The organism is Candidatus Microthrix parvicella Bio17-1 (assembly GCF_000299415.1).
Taxonomy (GTDB): domain Bacteria; phylum Actinomycetota; class Acidimicrobiia; order Acidimicrobiales; family Microtrichaceae; genus Microthrix; species Microthrix parvicella.
The window spans coordinates 1-15,378 of sequence record NZ_AMPG01000007.1; the positions used below are offsets into that span (position 1 = coordinate 1).

Here is a 15,378-nt window from a genome sequence, read left to right on the forward strand (position 1 = left end):
ACGAGGCGATCGCTGTCTATGACGGGGTGGTTGCCCGGTTCGGCGATGACACCGAACCGGCGGTCCGCGAACGGGTCGCCGGGGCGCTGGTCAACAAAGGTGTCCGGCTCGGTGTGTTGGGGCGTTCTGACGAGGAGATCGCTGTCTATGACGGGGTGGTTGCCCGGTTCGGCGATGACACCGAACCGGCGGTCCGCGGACGGGTCGCCGGGGCGCTGTTCAACAAAGGTGTCCGGCTCGGTGTGTTGGGGCGTTCTGACGAGGAGATCGCTGTCTATGACGGGGTGGTTGCCCGGTTCGGCGATGACACCGAACCGGCGGTCCGCGAACGGGTCGCCAAGGCGCTGGTCAACAAAGGTGTCCGGCTCGGTGTGTTGGGGCGTTCCGACGAGGCGATCGCTGTCTATGACGGGGTGGTTGCCCGGTTCGGCGATGACACCGAACCGGCGGTCCGCGAACGGGTCGCCATGGCGCTGTTCAACAAAGGTGTCCGGCTCGGTGTGTTGGGGCGTTCTGACGAGGCGATCGCTGTCTATGACGGGGTGGTTGCCCGGTTCGGCGATGACACCGAATCAGCCATGCTGGAGGTGGTCCGGCTGGCTCGGGAGCGGCTGACCGATCACGAAGACGAACCCGGGCAGATGCCCGACAAATAGTCAGCCACCAACGATCCACCGACACACCCCGATCGTGCAGCAAGGTAGGTCGGTCAGTGCCGTTTGGGGGGCTCCTGCCGCCCTGCCAGCGACGCCAGCCCCCGGCCCGTGCGTACGGTCGATTGCGTCGACGATTCTCGGAGGTCTGGGCGGAGACCGGTCCGGTTGAGCAGACCACAATTAGTCCACATTCTCTGGCGTATGACGCGGTAGGGGGTGGTATCTACTGTCGGGAAGACTCCGAAAACCGCTTGGTACCAGGCTCTACCAGCTCTTACGACTCTTCTGGGGTGACTCGTAATGCGCAGGTCAGGAGTTCGAATCTCCTCCCGGGCTCCAAAAAGCGTTGCAATTGCAAGGGTTTCGAGAAATTCGACGCCCGTTCAAGATGTGGGCGGGCCACCTACGGGCCACAAACTGGTTCACTTTCGAACACCCGGGATTGCCGCAGGCGCTCGGTGCGAACTGCGCCCGGCGTACCGGTCGGCGACAGATTATGGGCGGTGCGCCCAATGGGCCCCCGTGCACTCCGGACTCTGGAGGCTCCGCAAGTCTCGGTGTGGAACGACCCGTTGGATTCCGGTGTGTTGACATGGACGCCGGGTAGGCCGATACTGGGTGCTGCCAAAGGCACGAGCCTGCGGAAGTGAGCCCCGGTGCCATCCTCGGACGAGGTGAGCCGGGGTTCTGCGCGTTCTAACCCAACTTGGTGACGTCGTCGATCATCGGATCCGCTCGGCGGCGCCAGTCCCCTCCGGCACCGTAGGCCCACGCTGCGGCGTCGGCGATCCACAGCAGCGGCTCCTCCGCAGGTTTCATGTGGTCGTACTCCATTGACCTGACAGTTCGATCGGTGTGCTGCGCTCCAGCGACCTGACGAACGTCGACCTGGTCCTGTGAACGGCCTCGGCCCTCGATGACCAACCGGCGGGCCCCCATCGACGGAAGGTCAGCCAGAAGCGCGTCGAGCGCAGCGGACCGTGCCGGAGTCGGCTTTCCTGCCGCTGAGTAGATGCGAACGCGAACGTTCAAACCGCAGAGTTCAACAAGCAGCACCTTCCGCCGCTGTTTGCTTTCCTCGGTGAAGTGCAAACGGCGCTGGCCCGACAAGAGCAGACCTCGCATGACAACGCGGGTGTCGCTGAGCTCGGAGACCGGCACGCAGGCAGCAGCGAGCAGGTACCGCTTCCTCAGCGACTCATCGACAAACACATGCACAGCGATCCCACGATCATGGCTCACCCGTTCCCATCGATCGTGGACGTGACTCACATGGGATGCGACCGCAATAGGTGACCCGCAGCCGGTCGATCCGATTCCGGGCCCAGCCAGTTCCTGTCACAACCGACAGCGCTCGAGCTCATCGGCCGGCGGCTGGGCTGAAACCACCGATCATCGCGAGGTCCGACTGAGCGGCCACCTACCGGCCGCAAACTGGTTCACTTTCGAACACCCAGCGACTGCCGCTGGCACGGAGAACGAACGGCGCCCGGCGTGCCGGTCGGCTTCTGGGTCCCGGTAAGAAGTATTACCGTGACTCAGAAGCCCCGCCGCCGCCCGATGGAATCTCAAATACGACCGGTTCCGACACGACGGGACCAGATTCAGCCAGCGCTGTCCAACGAACCGGTCCTGGGCGGCAACCCAGTCGGTCACGACACGTTCAGGTCCTTGCCGAACTCTCGTCGCGCCCGGACAGGACACGCGATACAGCAACGACCGCCACATTCGCGGCAGCCACGCCCACAGGGATTGTCAGCAGCCCGATGCCACTGGTCGAACTGGTGCTGTCGTAGAGCCCGTAAAGGAGAAAGAGAGATATGGCCAGGCTGAGCACCCAGATGGCTACAGCGATGGGTGCGGGCCGAGCCCATGCGAGGGCCAGCAAGGGGCCGACAGCCCACCAGCCGGCGTAGACGAGCGCCACGGGCACGGCGACGGACTGGATATTCTCGCCGTTGGTCGTGGCAAAGACCACCGTGAGAACCCCGACGGTCAGCACGGCTAGGACACTGCGGGCTAGGTCCCAAAGCGGCAACTTAGGACTACACCTGGTCTCGACGGCGCACTATGGGCCATGTGGTCAGCACGCCGAGCATCTGTTTGCCGCTCCTCAAGTTCGATCAACCGCCTTGCGAGGTGATGATCGCTCGATCGTCACCGTTCGGGAAAGCGGTGTCAAGCATCAAAGTAGTGATTGGTCACCGGAGGGACGGTGACACGTTGTGTTTGGGATTGGCCGTCGGCGTGGTGAGACGCCGGGTTTCGGCGGGTTGAACGGCTCGGCAAGGGTGCGTTGGCGAGTAGCCTGACGTTCATGGAGCTGACGTCGGTGATCGAGACTCGTGCCGGGGTGCGAAGCGGGAAGCCGTGTTTTGTTGGGACGCGGATAGCGGTTTATGACGTCTTGGACTATCTGGCATCGGGCATGACGGTCGAGGAGATCGTCGCAGATTTTCCCGAGTTGACCGCAGCGCACGTTCGAGCTGCGATCGAGTTCGCGGCGATGCGTGAGCGGCGGCTCGCCACCCCGGCGTGAGGCTGCTGCTCGACCAGAACCTGTCCCGGCACCTTGTCCGACAGCTCGCTGTCGAGTTCCCTGGTAGCGAGCACGTCACCGGCGTTGATCTCGACACGGCGACCGATGTCGAGATCTGGGAGTACGCGGCGGACCAAGGGTTGGTCATCGTGTCGAAGGACTCTGATTTTCGGCAGCTCGCGTTTCTGAACGGGCCGCCCCCGAAGGTCGTTTGGTTGCGTCTCGGCAACGTGTCCACGCTCACCATGCTCGAGACGCTGCGCAGTCATCGGAATGCGATTGCTGCCTTCTCAGCCTCTGCCGATGAGGCTCTTCTCGTTATTCCATCCACGTGACAGTCCAATCTCGGTCCGTGTGAACCCAGATGAGTCGGGCAGAGCGCAGCCCGGCCGTTGCGCCACCGGTCAGCGACGGCCGACGTGCAGAACGACGGCTCTTCCCACTGGGTAGCGCCGGTCACGCAGATCGTCAGGTCGACCACGGCTCGTGCGTAGGGTCAGCCACGCCGATGACCTCCATGGCCTTCCAGGTCGAGTTGCTCGACGGCGGAGCGGGCCACTTATGGGCCACAAACTCCGGCGTATAACGCGGTAGGAGGTGGTATCCGCTGACCCGAGTACCCCAAAAACCGCTAGATACCAGGCCTTACTAGTTCCTACTATCTATATGGACTGACTCGTAATGCGCAGGTCAGGAGTTCGAATCTCCTCCCGGGCTCCAAAAAGCGTTGGTATCGCAGGGGTTTGAGGACTTCTACGCCTGTTCAAAAAAATGGGCGGGCCACTTACGGGCCACAAACTGGTTCACTTTCGAACACCCAGGATTGCCGCTGGGGCTCGATGCGATCTGCGCCCGGCGTGCCAGGCTGCGACAGGTCATGGGTGGTGCCCGCCTTAAGATGCCGAGCGTCTACCGGGCGGCTGAGGGGTCTTCGTTGAGCGGCCCCGCCAGCCGGACCACTACCGAAGGGGCCCTCTCAATAGGCGGGAGCCACCACGTCTCGACTCGCTTTCGCTATAACCGTCAGTATTTAGCGCCGTTTTGGGCAGCAAACAGCGCTACGCGCTCACCGTTCAGTACGACTGCAACTTCTTCCGCTGGCATGAACCGATAGCTCTGTGGGACCTGGAAACTTGGGCTACGACGACGCAGTTCCTCAAGCGTCAGCGGCTCCTCTAGGCATCGGACGCCCCCCACCTCGATAGCAACGGCGACGCCTGCCCCGGCGAAATACGTTCGGTATTCGCTGCGTGCCAGGCCCGACTTTGAACCATGGGCCGTCCACATTGCCGATGGCGAACCAACTGTGGTCGATTTCACAATCATCGACCCGACGATGGCCCGCCAGTCCCGAGAACCGTAGAGCAACACGGTTGCTCCGTCAGCTACGCGCCATGGTCGACGACGGAACTCCACAGTCTTCTCGCCGGACAGCAAACGGTCCACGTGGGGAGACCGAACCGACAGCAGGACGAGCGGAGATGTCATTCGGCGACCCTAGTAAGTCGAAGGAACATCTGTTCGGTTACGGGTTGTGGCCCGACGTGCGTCAGACCTCTGCCCGGCTCGACTTCATCCATGATGCGACGGTACTCGTCAAGGCTCACTGGATGCGGGAAGACCGTGGTGTGCGAGAACCTCAGCGCCATGACCTTGCCCTCTTTCGCCATGGCTGCGATCTCGTCACGTTTGAGAACTCCGAGATGCGAGAACCGGTTCATCAACTGATCGACGTCGCCAACCACCGTCTCGTCGAGAATCGACCGCGCTCGCAGCGCACCGCCTCCGTGGCGCTTCGGACCCGTGACTTGCCAAAGTAGGCGCGCCGGTGCATGAAGTAGAGCGGTTGCCGTCGGAGTGCGGAAGTAGACGTGTTCCCTACGCAGTGCGACGGCTCGATCCCGTCGCCACAGCTGGCCCTCGTTCAAGACGTGATCAAAGAGCTCGGAGGCAAAGTGGGCGCTGATTGGCACCCGGATCGTGGGCAGCGCGGTGTCGATGACGATTGCCGGATGGAACGCGCATTCGAGGGAGTGCGCTGCTGCTGGTGTCTTTGCCAGTTGACGAATGTCGTCGGCTTGGGCGCTGAAGCTGGGTGAACCGAGTGGGTATGTGTCGAGCACATCAGCGATCTGATTGAAGGTGACGATTCCACTGATCGGAACCGCTGTCGGTGAGGTTGCCTCGAAGAACCCTTCGCTCGTAAGCCGATTTTCGATCCATTGTCCCGGGTTGGGGTCCGTCACTTCGATGGCGATCGATGAGGTCTGCGCACAGTGGTTTCGCAGCCAGCCCAATAGCTGACGGGCAAGCGTTGGCTCAGCTGGGCCCCGACGGACTCGGCAGATCGGTACGCTCAGCACATCCCCTTCGGTGATCGCAGCAAGCGCCAGTGGACCCTCGGTGTCGCTGAAGACTCGGATGAGGGTGCTCCCGACGTCGGTGGCGATTTTGCCAAGGTGGTTGCGCCAGGTTTTGTATGTCTCCCCAGCCTTCTGGTTCAGGAACGCCTCAGCGAGGATGTCGAGGTCGCCGCTTTCCACTTCTCGAACTTCAATCTCAGTGCCTTGTAGATACCGCCCGTGGTAGGTCTCGTCTCGCGTTAAACGATCGGCAGCGATGAGCATCTCAGGCAATGACACGACGTCGATCTCCGCAACATCGTTTAGGGCGTCACGGCACGCGCGGCGAAAGGGGGCGTCTTCGGTCACGAACCACTGAGCGCCGCCGGCTGCTGAGCGCGTCGCCAAGAGGATGTCGTCCTGATGCGGTTTCGCAGCACTACCGAGGACGGCAGTGACGGCTTTGAGCAGACTCTCGGCAACCTCGGGTGCGTAGCGAACGCTGTCAAAGCAACTCGCGTACTGAACGTGTTGCTTCCGCGTCTCGTCCTCGCCGTGCCTGTTGATCTCGACAAGAGAGTGATCGACTACTTCGAACGCGACTTCGGCACGCACCCAGTCGGCGAGAAGGTCCTCGACGACCTCCGAGTCGCCGTCTGCTCCTCTGATGAGCAGGTTCGTATCGAGGGCCGCCAGGGGACGGTCGTCCTCGTCGCGCGCCAGGCTGAAGAGGTCAGGCTGTCCGAAGGTTCTCCACCACAGAGTGAGGACCGTGGTCTTCTTGCCCCGGCCGCTGCGCTCATTGCGCGGACTGAATCCAAGGCGGTGCCACACCTCGTTGGCCGGGTAGTCACGGCGACACCACAGTCGTATCCCGCGTCGCGACCCTTCGTAACGAGAGACGAGCTCGTCCATCAGCGCATTTGCGACACCGAGGTTTCGGGCTGCCCGATCGACGGCGAGCTGACGAATTGCGACGGTGTCATCGACGAGGTCGAAGAGGAGGTAGCCCACGATCCGGTTGTCGATAGATGCGACGAGAAGGGTTCCTTTTCGGAGCCTCTCTTCGACAGCCGCATCCGGGAGAAATCCGATAGTGGACTTCGATTGCTTGAGGAGCGCCAGGACCCTCCGAAGGTCCGCTATGTACCCGTCACGGACAACAACCGGGAACTCGTCGCTGCTCATCCTTCGACCTGAGACAAGAACGCCACGAACATCGAAGTGTTCTGCCAAGATAACGACGCCGTTGGCGCGTAGAACTTGCGCTGCACGGCAACGATGTCACCACTACCCCGCTCTAGCGCAACGGGATCAATTCCAGTGTCCGGAAGGCCGACTGGACGATTGGGCCAGTCGTGCCATGACCAGACTGCATCGAATTGCTCCGACCAGATCGGAACGTTCTGCGGGAACCCCTCACAGGAGTCGTCGAAGCGCCTTCTCTTCGCCGGCAGCCACTTGGCTGACTCGGCAAAAAATCCGAGTGGCTGCCTGACCGTTGTCATTGAAGCGCTGGTGCGCCGAGAATACCCATCCGGCGAACGTAGCCGAGAGAGTTCCGCCGCACGCCTGGACCTGTCACGCGTGTCTCCTGCGAGTCGGAAAGGTCCACTTGAGGTGACCCTTCGTAGTGGCCCAAATGGACCACTCAACGGGGACCCCTCACGGTAGCGATTGCAGAGGTGTGGATGCACCCTCGTTCAGGCGCTCGTCTATGGCGCCCTGTCGCGGCGACCTTGGAAGCAGGCTCTCCACTTTCGATCAACAGCGGGGTAAGAGCCTGCACGGACACGATCAGGGTGCAAGATGAATGTTGCTTGATACCGGATTAGCCGGACTCGGAGGGCGCAGAGCGGCGGGCGACGAGCCACTGTTCAGAAAAATCGTTCCACGTCGCAGCTCGTCGACGATCGAATTCCAGAAGCATCTCACGGTCGATCGGTCGCGCCGCCGCCACATAGAGCTCGAGGTCGTCATCGACTCGATGCCATTCGTGGAGTGCCTTCTCCGCTAGCACCCAGCGAGATCTCCAATTGAAATAGGGCTCGATGGCCCCGAGAGTCGTTACAAGGGCCGAACATACAAAACCAGCGGCCGCCAAAGGGCTAAGCGAGGAAAGACCGAGAATGACTGTCGCTGCAGCGGACAACGCGAGTGAAGCAAGCTTCGTCAGACTGGCGAGCCGACGCCACTTCGGACCTCTATTTTCGGCGTAGGAAAGCGCTGCCTCGCAGCGCTCTTTAACCATGTGGGCCAGCGTGAGGTCGTCGAGCCCCTCAACCATTGCACTGCTGAAAGCAGGAGCGCTGGCCGCTCCCAAGATGCCGGGGTCTGCGACGTCGTTCAATTTGTCCTTCGTTCTGACTCGGCGGGCCCTTGGGAGGTGGCGACTCCGAGCTCGCATGGGCAAGGGGGCGATCTTACGTTCGGTCTGCTTAGCCAGACCAGTGGAGATCGGGCCACCGACGGGTCCCAAGCCCCGGCACACAGCGCGGGTGGTATCTGGAGTCATGGCTGTTCCGGAATCGCTTGATACGCGGGCTCGCCAAGAGTCGGTAGCGGTGCCGAATGGATGTGCCCGCAGACCACAATTAGTCCACATTCTCCGGTGTATTGCGCGGTAGGGGGTGGTATCTGTTGTCGGGAGGACCCCGAAATCCGCTTGGTACCTGTTGACCGCCAGCTTGGATGAGGATGGGCTGGACACTCATGGTGAGGATGGATTTGGGGTGTGCGTCCTCATCGGAACTGTCGTTGGCGGGTTCTCGGGCGCGACGAAGCAGACCGGGATGGGTGTCAGCCGGGTCTCCACCACTGCTTTGAGAGGGGCACGTTCGCGATCAGCAGCCAGCCGCCGGTGATGAACGACCCGATCTGCTGAAGGGTGCCGGTCAAGCCGGGCACCGGTGGGGCTGTTCCGAAGCGCCGCTTCCACGCGCATGCTGCACCGGCGACCGTGTGGACCATGCACGCCAGCGGCGTGTCGAACTTTGGAAGATGATCGGGCTTGTAGCGCTCCAGGTCGGACCGGAAGATTCTGGCTCGATTCGCGATGATGTCGCTATTGGCCCGTGCTCGACGCAGCCAGCCTCTGACCGTTGTGGCGGGCACCCCGACCTGTTCGGCTACCTTCCGGTGTCCCAGCCCCTGAGCGGCGGCGGCGAGGGCCGCCCAGACGGTCTCGATGCTGTCGGTGCGTCTCGGGAACGCCCGGACTGGGATGAACACGTGGGTGCGATCGCATTGACGGCAGCGTGCGCGTCGTGGGGTCACCGAGTCGGTGCCACCACCGAGAAGCCGCACCGGTCGGGTTCGTGCGGAGCCCCAGGGTTGGAAGAATCCCGAGCAGTCCGACGCTGGGCAGGGCTGGACGCCATCCGCGACGCGGGTGGCGGCGGCTTCGGGATCGAGCACGAACAGCAAAGAAGAGCATTCCTTGAGTGTGGCCGTCGAGACGGCCGGCGGGGAGGGCGAGTTCGTGTTGAAGCCTGACCTCCGATTGGCGTTCACCGCCAGAACGGTCGGTTCGTCCTGATTGCCCCTTCGCTCAGGGTGGACATGATGGTGAGGACGACCCCGTCCTCACGCAACGTGTCTCAAACCCTGGCCCCCATGCTCATCAGGCATGGCGCTCAACAGTACCGGGCCCTACCGGCTCTTACGACTCTTCTGGGGTGACTCGTAATGAGCAGGTCAGGAGTTCGATTCTCCTCTCGGGCTCCAAAAACCTTGCAATTGCAGCGGTCTGAGGACTCTAACGCAGAGCCGCGGATGGCTCGGTCCACAATCAGTCCACATACTCCTCGTATTGAGCCGTAGGGAGTGGTACCGGGTGGTGCGGTCGCCCCAACCGGTGGCAGGTACCGGCGCCTACCAACTCCTACGACCCGCAGAAACTGACGAGAAACTCCCAGTCCAGGGGTTCGACTCTCCTCCCGATCACCCAAAACCGTTGCAGTCGCAGGGGTGCTGAGGGCGAATTCCGGGAGTGGTGTTGTGCGGGTCTCAGGTGTCACTGACCTCAGTCAGCCGTGACGCAACCATACTGTTAGTGGTAATGTCGCGCCATGAGGGCGGAATCGTATCGACGACGGTTGTGGGACTTCGCTGTCGGCCAGTATGGGTACGTGCGTGCCGCTGACGCCCACGATCTCGAGATTCCGGTCGTTGAGTTGGGCAAGTTGGCGGCTCGTGGGCAGATCCGTCATGTGGCCTATGGCCTCTATCGGTTTGATGATCTTCCGCCGACGCGGTTCGATCGGTTCTTCGAGGCGGTTGCTCGTGTGGGCGGGGATGCACACCTCACGGGCGATGCGGTTCTGGCGCTGCACGAACTAGGGCAGGTCAACCCCCAGGTTGTTCGCGTGGGCACGTCGCGGCGTGTCCGAGCCCAGCTTCCGAAATGGATCGCCATCGAGCGCGAGACGCTGCCCGACGGTGACCTGACCTCCTACGAGTCGATCCCGTCGGCCACGGTCGCCCACGCGATCCGAACCTGTCGAGACACGGTCATGTCAGATCGGCTGCTGGTAGCGGTCGACGATGCCAGGCGTGATGGTTTGCTCAGCGTCGCAGAACAGCGAGAATTTCGTGCCGAGTTGGAAGGAGCCGCATGAGTATTCCTTCCTACGAAGGGCCTCCGGCCCACCGGGTGTCGCTCGAAAAGCGTCTCAGGAACATCTGCGACGCGCTCGATCTCAACGAACTCCGGACTCGCACCTCTCTTGCCCACACGGTGATCGCCCAGCTGTTGCCAGCGGGGGTGGTCAAGGGCGGCGCCGCAATCAAGTTCCGGACCGGCGACCACGCGAGCCGAGTTACACGCGACCTCGATGCCACTCGAGGGGCCGATCACACCGTCGAAACTTATGCGGCCGAGTTGTCCGCTCACCTGGCCGACGGGTGGCAGGGCTTCACCGGACGACTTGTCGATCGGACTCCTGCTGATCCGCCTGACGTTCCCGGCGAGTACGTGATGCACCCCTTCGAAGTGAAGCTGGCCTATGCCGGGCAGTCATACGTGACGATTGAATTCGAGTTGGGACACGACGAGGTCGGCTCGACCGCAGCACCTGCGTTGGCCCTGGATGCCGGGATCGCTGAGGTCATCGAACGACTTGGGTTCCCGACTCCTGAGCCCGTTGCGGTGCTCGCTGTCGAGCACCAGGTCGCGCAGAAGCTCCACGCCTGCACGACACCGAACCGGCAAGGCGGCAACGAACGCGCCCACGATCTCGTCGACCTCCAGATACTTGTAGGTGTCGACCCTCCAGATCTCAGGGAGGTGGCCAGGATCGGCCGAAGACTCTTTGCCGCCCGGCGGGTGTCGCCATGGCCGCCGGAAGTGCGTGAATGGCCGGGCTGGGACGACCGCTATCAAGCCGCCTCCGAAGGCCTCGACGTGCGCCCACTTGATAGCGCTGTGCAATGGCTTCAAGCACTCGTCGATGAGGCAGAGCAAACCTCCGCTGGATGACGTCAGCAACCTCCTCGGCAACTGCGTCGACGTGTCACTGCGGGCGCCCGCCTGCGCAGCTCGCTGATGGGGGCACGCTAGGTCGATCGACCGCCTCGGCACAGACCACAATTGGTCCACATTCTCCGGTGTATCGCGCGGTAGGAGGTGGTATCTGGTGTTGCGAGCGCCCGAAAACCCGCTTGGTACCAGGCCCCACGATCTCCTACTACCTAACTGGACTGACTCGTAATGCGCAGGTCAGGAGTTCGATTCTCCTCTCGGGCTCCAAAGCGCTGCAATTGCAAGGATTTTGAAGGATCCGACGCCTATTCAAAAAATGGGCGGGCCACTTACGGGCCACAAACTGGTTCACTTTCGAACAGCTAGGAGTGTCGCTGGGACTCGGTGCGAACTGCGCCCTACCGGGCGGCTGAGGGGTCCCCGTTGGGTGACCCAGCCAGCCAGACCACTGCGAAGGGGTCACCTCAGAGCCGCTCAGCTGCCTGTCCACCGCGACGTCAACCGATCACGCGGCAGTCCCAAAGGCTGGTTGGGCATGGCGAAGATCGTGGTCTATTCGATGGCGTACCGGGGCGATGTGTTCCCATGCGTTCCAATCGCGTCTGGTCTCGCTCGAACGCGTCGGGTGGCCCCCACGGCGGCGCCCAGGTGTCGAGCGCTTCAAGCTGCGGCGGCGGCCATACGCTTGGCCTCCGCACGGTGCCAGCTCAGCAGGACGGCCACCCCCTCAACTCGGGGGTCGGTCGGGCCAAGTGACGGCCGATCACGTTAATCGAGTGGCTCAGCCGCCAAGGGTGAGCCAGGAACCGGCCCGACTGCGGGAGGGTCGGATCGCCGGGCTCATCCGGTGAACTTGGGAGCGAGTGGGACGCCGTTCGGGGCCCCATCATTTGCCGACGATGGATTGGCGCCGCTCGACGGCGGGTCGCAGCCGAGCGGTTCCACGATCACCTTGACCGGGATGCCGGCGAAGGTCAGCTCCCTAGGCGCCACGGCGTTGGCCGGGAGTTCGATGGAGGGGTTCTTGGGATAGTCGACGGTGAACAGTTCGCCGTCGGCCACAAGGTCGACGGTGAACGGAAATGGAAATCTGCCCGGATACTGCTCGGTCACCTCGAGCTGTGGAGCCACCGGCGGCTTCGACGTGGCGCATCCGGGCGTGAAGTGGACCTGGAACGTGATGGCCATCTGCGCCAGAAAGTCGGCGGATGGGCAGGCCGGCCCGTCAACGACGGACACCCCGGCCGACTCGCCGTTCAACGTGACGTCATCGACACCGACATTGGACGGCACCACGATCATCTGCACAACAAACGCATCGAGGGTCGCCTCAACCGATCCGGCCACGACGTCGACCGGCTGAGACCCGGGTCGCACGATCAGCAGGGCGGGAACTCGAAGCGGGCCCGTCGAACATTCTGGGGAGAGCTGCGCTGATGGAGTTGGGCAGTTCACGTCGTGGTAGGAAACGATCGGGGCGATCGCCGCAGCGCCTCGTTGCTGAAGGTCGGCCCGCTGTTCGCTGGTCAGGACGCCTATGCCACCGGCCGCAGCGATCTCGTCGGACACGTCGTCGACGAACGCATCCAGTTCGTCCAGCAACGGGAGCAGATCGCTGGGGGCGCTCGGCCGAAACCTAACGATCAGTTCGCCCACATAGCCAGTATCCGCGATGCCAGCCGCGTCGGCGAACTGAATCTGTTGGGAGCTATCGATGACTGCCTCAAGCGGCACGCAGAGCGACGCTTGGGTGTCGTCCTGGGCTCCGGCCGGCTGGTTGGCCACGACGAACGTCGCCGCCAGTGCGATCATCGCCACGATCATTCGAAGTGTTCTCGACATCGGTCGCCCCTCGTGTAGTTCGGTTAGCACCCCACCCGTACAGACTCACTCTACCTACTCGAATCCAATCAACCTGAACATCGCTTCGTCGAAGGCTACGAGCCGCCCAGCGGCCCGAGCGACGACCTAGACCTTGCTGTTGTCAGGTCCCGCCACGGAAGGGCTCCCGCTAGTGCGTCTTGTTCGCCCGACGGCGGCGCGGGCGATGATCACTGCTCACATGAGGAGTGTGGCGTGTCCTCCTAAAAGTGGTCTGACCGAACCACGCGTGGAGCGGCCGGTAGACACGTTGTACGTGAACCACTCTTGCCTGGCACGGTCGCGATCCAGTTCACCTTTTTGCTACCGGCGAACCAAACCGGCGGCCTTTGGCGGCTCGTCAGGTCCCCAGCAGCGTGAGGCAGAACCCGACGACCGTGGCGACCCCAGCCAGCTGCTTGCCCCGCTCGTAGGCGAACGGGATCAAGGAGTTGGTCAACATGGCGAGCAACCCGCCGGCGGCGAGGGCTGCCGCTCGTTCTCCGTATGCGTCGGAGGTGGCCGTGGTCAGGAGATACCCGAGGCCGGCCGCCACGCCACAGCCCAGCACGACCATCACCCACAACCGCCCCAACCTCGCCGGACCCCAGCCGCGACCGGCCAGGTCCGCCGAAGGAGCGATGGCCTGCGGAATGTTGGAGACGAACACGGCTGCCAGGAAGGTGGGGCTGATCGTTGCGCCGATGCCGATCTGGATGCCGAAGATGAGTGATTCCGGGACCCCATCGACCACGGAGCCGACGACGATGCCCATCGCCCCGCCGGCGCCCTCACTGCCGAAGCGCTTGTCGACCACGTAGTCGCCGAGCAGGAAGACTCCGACGCCGATGAGCATCCACAGCACCGTCTGCCACATGGCGATGTGCACTTCCGCCTCGGGGAGGAGGTCGAAAGCGACCGCTGAAATCATCGCCCCTGCGCCGAACCCAGCAAGTATGCCGACGATCCGCGTGGGAACCTTCACCCAGCAGACGACGAGCCCGGCGAGCAACAGCGACGCCTGAGCGAGCGTTCCCAGGCCAAATGCCTTAAGTAGTTCCATATCAGCCTTGAGGTGGTGAATCGCCGGTCCGCAGCAAGAGCCCGGGGCCAGCACTCGTTGGATGGGTGATCACAACGAGTGCGGACCCCGCACAGTTCACTCTCGGCCTTGATGTTCTCGGCCGGATTGAGGGAGCCCGCACTGCGTTGATGACGTCAGCGTCCAAGTCAGCTGATTTCGGAGGTCGCTTCTTGGACGGCGGCGTCGACGTCGTGGGTGCTGACCCCGAGCTGCTTGGCGACGTGCTTCTCGGCCTTTAGCTTGGCCTTGTCGAGGGCGGCCTCGAGGGTGCTGGCACCGATGACCATCAAGGCGGCTTCGCCGGAGTCGATGAGCTCACCGAGTTCCTTGACATCGGATCGGGAAAGGCCACGCCAGAGGTGACCGCCGATCCCGCCGATGGCGCCACCGACAACGGCAGAGCCGATGATCGCGGGCGGGAAAAGAATGCCGATCACGGCCCCTGCTGCGGCGCCACCCCAACCGCCGTGGCGCGTGGCCATCTCGTCCTTGTTGACGTGAACCTTGCCGGACGCGTCCTTGGTGATCACGGCGGCGTCGTAGGTGCCGACCACGTCTTCCGCGTGGAGGTCCTTGACGATCGCGTAATCGTCTCGGGCCGCCGCTTCATCAGCGTACGTGCCGATGAAGAGAAACATTCCGTCTGCCTTGGCCATGTGACCTCTCCTTGTTGGGAGCCCCTGATGCCTCAGGGGCTTCAGTCTCTTCGTGGAGCCAGCTTGAGTCCCAGAACGCTGGATTCGCATCACCCGTATCGGATGAAGTCGGGCCGCCAGCGGCGTGGAAACGTTGGCCCGATGATGGAGACGGATGTGAACGAGGGGCGAGCGTGATGGTCGACGACCAGGCGTCCGATGGGGCAGATGCGTCGAGCGGGCACGGTGCACCAGGCGAGATGCCGGAGGATGTCGTCGCAGCGGCGCGTGCCGGCGCAGCCCAGTCGGTGAGCCCCCCCGGCCTGGCTGAACAAGTGGGTGTGGCATCGAAGCGACTACCCGGACTGGTTGGGGTTCGGGAGGATGTGTTCGGTGATGTGGGGCGATCTACGCAGGGCTGGTGTTGTTCATTGCGCTGATGGTCGTGGTTTTGATCCCGGGCGTTTCGGACTTCGCCGGCGAGGTCGGCAAGAACGGTGACAAATGGGTTTCGCAACTCAATGCCCAGGGACAGAAGCTGATCGGTGTCAGCCTCCGACGCCATCTCGAAGTTCTCCAAAAATCTGGCTCTCTTGTCGTTCGCGTGGGTTGAGGTGACAGGGATGTGAGGAACGAAGCCGCTCCCTCTCTAGGTTTCGGGCTGTGTAGGTCCGGGGAAACAAGGAGCGGCTTCGGCGAAGAATCTATGGCATCGGGTGTTGGGGTTCGAGGACTCCGGCAGGGGGGTGGTGATCGAGTCCGTTGAATTCGATCCCGATG

Annotated in this window: 16 protein-coding genes and 1 pseudogene; 6 read left to right on the forward strand and 11 right to left on the reverse strand. The window is 62.8% G+C overall.

All coding sequences use genetic code 11. The features are described 5' to 3' along the window. Nucleotides 1–656 (forward strand): tetratricopeptide repeat protein (locus MPARV_RS21700; RefSeq protein ID WP_020379297.1); only part of this gene is annotated, 656 nt, incomplete at its 5' end. Nucleotides 657–1,352: 696 nt separating this feature from the next. On the opposite strand, the gene MPARV_RS0118450 is transcribed toward MPARV_RS21700, so the two are convergent. Further along, the gene (locus MPARV_RS0118450) at nucleotides 1,353–1,898 is read right to left on the reverse strand and encodes a hypothetical protein (RefSeq protein WP_157789721.1); all 546 of its coding nucleotides are present in this window, start codon (nucleotides 1,896–1,898) and stop codon (nucleotides 1,353–1,355) included. Between the two features lie 421 nt (nucleotides 1,899–2,319). Beyond that, on the reverse strand, nucleotides 2,320–2,658 hold the full coding sequence (locus MPARV_RS0118455) for a hypothetical protein (RefSeq protein WP_157789722.1): 339 nt from the start codon (nucleotides 2,656–2,658) through the stop codon (nucleotides 2,320–2,322). Between the two features lie 315 nt (nucleotides 2,659–2,973). Between MPARV_RS0118455 and MPARV_RS0118460 the strand changes: the two genes are divergently transcribed. Then, nucleotides 2,974–3,195: a DUF433 domain-containing protein gene (locus tag MPARV_RS0118460; RefSeq protein WP_031279302.1), complete on the forward strand. Its 222-nt coding sequence runs from the start codon at nucleotides 2,974–2,976 to the stop codon at nucleotides 3,193–3,195. Further along, nucleotides 3,192–3,530 (forward strand): DUF5615 family PIN-like protein, encoded by a 339-nt coding sequence (locus MPARV_RS0118465; RefSeq protein WP_020379301.1) that lies wholly within the window; start codon nucleotides 3,192–3,194, stop codon nucleotides 3,528–3,530. The genes MPARV_RS0118460 and MPARV_RS0118465 overlap by 4 nt, the downstream gene beginning before the upstream one ends. Before the next feature lie 688 nt (nucleotides 3,531–4,218). Here MPARV_RS0118465 and MPARV_RS25000 read toward each other — a convergent pair. From MPARV_RS25000 to MPARV_RS23135, 6 genes and pseudogenes are all read right to left on the reverse strand, one after another. Then, nucleotides 4,219–4,641: a hypothetical protein gene (locus MPARV_RS25000; RefSeq protein WP_157789723.1), complete on the reverse strand. Its 423-nt coding sequence runs from the start codon at nucleotides 4,639–4,641 to the stop codon at nucleotides 4,219–4,221. Nucleotides 4,642–4,679: 38 nt separating this feature from the next. Then, nucleotides 4,680–5,837 (reverse strand): hypothetical protein, encoded by a 1,158-nt coding sequence (locus MPARV_RS25730; protein ID WP_238538895.1) that lies wholly within the window; start codon nucleotides 5,835–5,837, stop codon nucleotides 4,680–4,682. A 564-nt stretch (nucleotides 5,838–6,401) separates the two neighbouring features. Then, nucleotides 6,402–6,725, reverse strand: a pseudogene (locus MPARV_RS26195) (GNAT family N-acetyltransferase); the annotation flags it as partial. Next, nucleotides 6,722–7,045: a restriction endonuclease gene (locus tag MPARV_RS26200; protein ID WP_020379304.1), complete on the reverse strand. Its 324-nt coding sequence runs from the start codon at nucleotides 7,043–7,045 to the stop codon at nucleotides 6,722–6,724. The pseudogene MPARV_RS26195 and the gene MPARV_RS26200, both read right to left, overlap by 4 nt. 323 nt (nucleotides 7,046–7,368) lie before the next feature. Continuing rightward, entirely contained in the window at nucleotides 7,369–7,887 is a 519-nt protein-coding gene (locus tag MPARV_RS25005; RefSeq protein ID WP_157789724.1) for an SLATT domain-containing protein, read from the reverse strand. A 449-nt stretch (nucleotides 7,888–8,336) separates the two neighbouring features. Beyond that, on the reverse strand, nucleotides 8,337–8,768 hold the full coding sequence (locus MPARV_RS23135; protein WP_238538860.1) for a helix-turn-helix domain-containing protein: 432 nt from the start codon (nucleotides 8,766–8,768) through the stop codon (nucleotides 8,337–8,339). A gap of 839 nt (nucleotides 8,769–9,607) precedes the next feature. Between MPARV_RS23135 and MPARV_RS0118495 the strand changes: the two genes are divergently transcribed. Beyond that, the gene (locus MPARV_RS0118495) at nucleotides 9,608–10,156 is read left to right on the forward strand and encodes a hypothetical protein (RefSeq protein ID WP_012228423.1); all 549 of its coding nucleotides are present in this window, start codon (nucleotides 9,608–9,610) and stop codon (nucleotides 10,154–10,156) included. Further along, nucleotides 10,153–11,016, forward strand: coding sequence for a nucleotidyl transferase AbiEii/AbiGii toxin family protein (locus tag MPARV_RS0118500; RefSeq protein ID WP_081582439.1), 864 nt, complete (start codon nucleotides 10,153–10,155; stop codon nucleotides 11,014–11,016). The genes MPARV_RS0118495 and MPARV_RS0118500 overlap by 4 nt, the downstream gene beginning before the upstream one ends. Before the next feature lie 843 nt (nucleotides 11,017–11,859). On the opposite strand, the gene MPARV_RS0118505 is transcribed toward MPARV_RS0118500, so the two are convergent. From MPARV_RS0118505 to MPARV_RS0118515, 3 genes are all read right to left on the reverse strand, one after another. Further along, the gene (locus MPARV_RS0118505; protein ID WP_157789725.1) at nucleotides 11,860–12,861 is read right to left on the reverse strand and encodes a hypothetical protein; all 1,002 of its coding nucleotides are present in this window, start codon (nucleotides 12,859–12,861) and stop codon (nucleotides 11,860–11,862) included. A gap of 379 nt (nucleotides 12,862–13,240) precedes the next feature. Next, nucleotides 13,241–13,942 (reverse strand): ZIP family metal transporter, encoded by a 702-nt coding sequence (locus MPARV_RS0118510; protein ID WP_012228413.1) that lies wholly within the window; start codon nucleotides 13,940–13,942, stop codon nucleotides 13,241–13,243. 167 nt (nucleotides 13,943–14,109) lie between these two features. Further along, nucleotides 14,110–14,619 (reverse strand): DUF1269 domain-containing protein, encoded by a 510-nt coding sequence (locus MPARV_RS0118515; RefSeq protein WP_012228412.1) that lies wholly within the window; start codon nucleotides 14,617–14,619, stop codon nucleotides 14,110–14,112. A gap of 400 nt (nucleotides 14,620–15,019) precedes the next feature. On the opposite strand from MPARV_RS0118515, the gene MPARV_RS0118525 reads away from it, so the two are divergent. Then, on the forward strand, nucleotides 15,020–15,211 hold the full coding sequence (locus tag MPARV_RS0118525) for a hypothetical protein (RefSeq protein WP_012228406.1): 192 nt from the start codon (nucleotides 15,020–15,022) through the stop codon (nucleotides 15,209–15,211). Nucleotides 15,212–15,378: the final 167 nt, after the last annotated feature.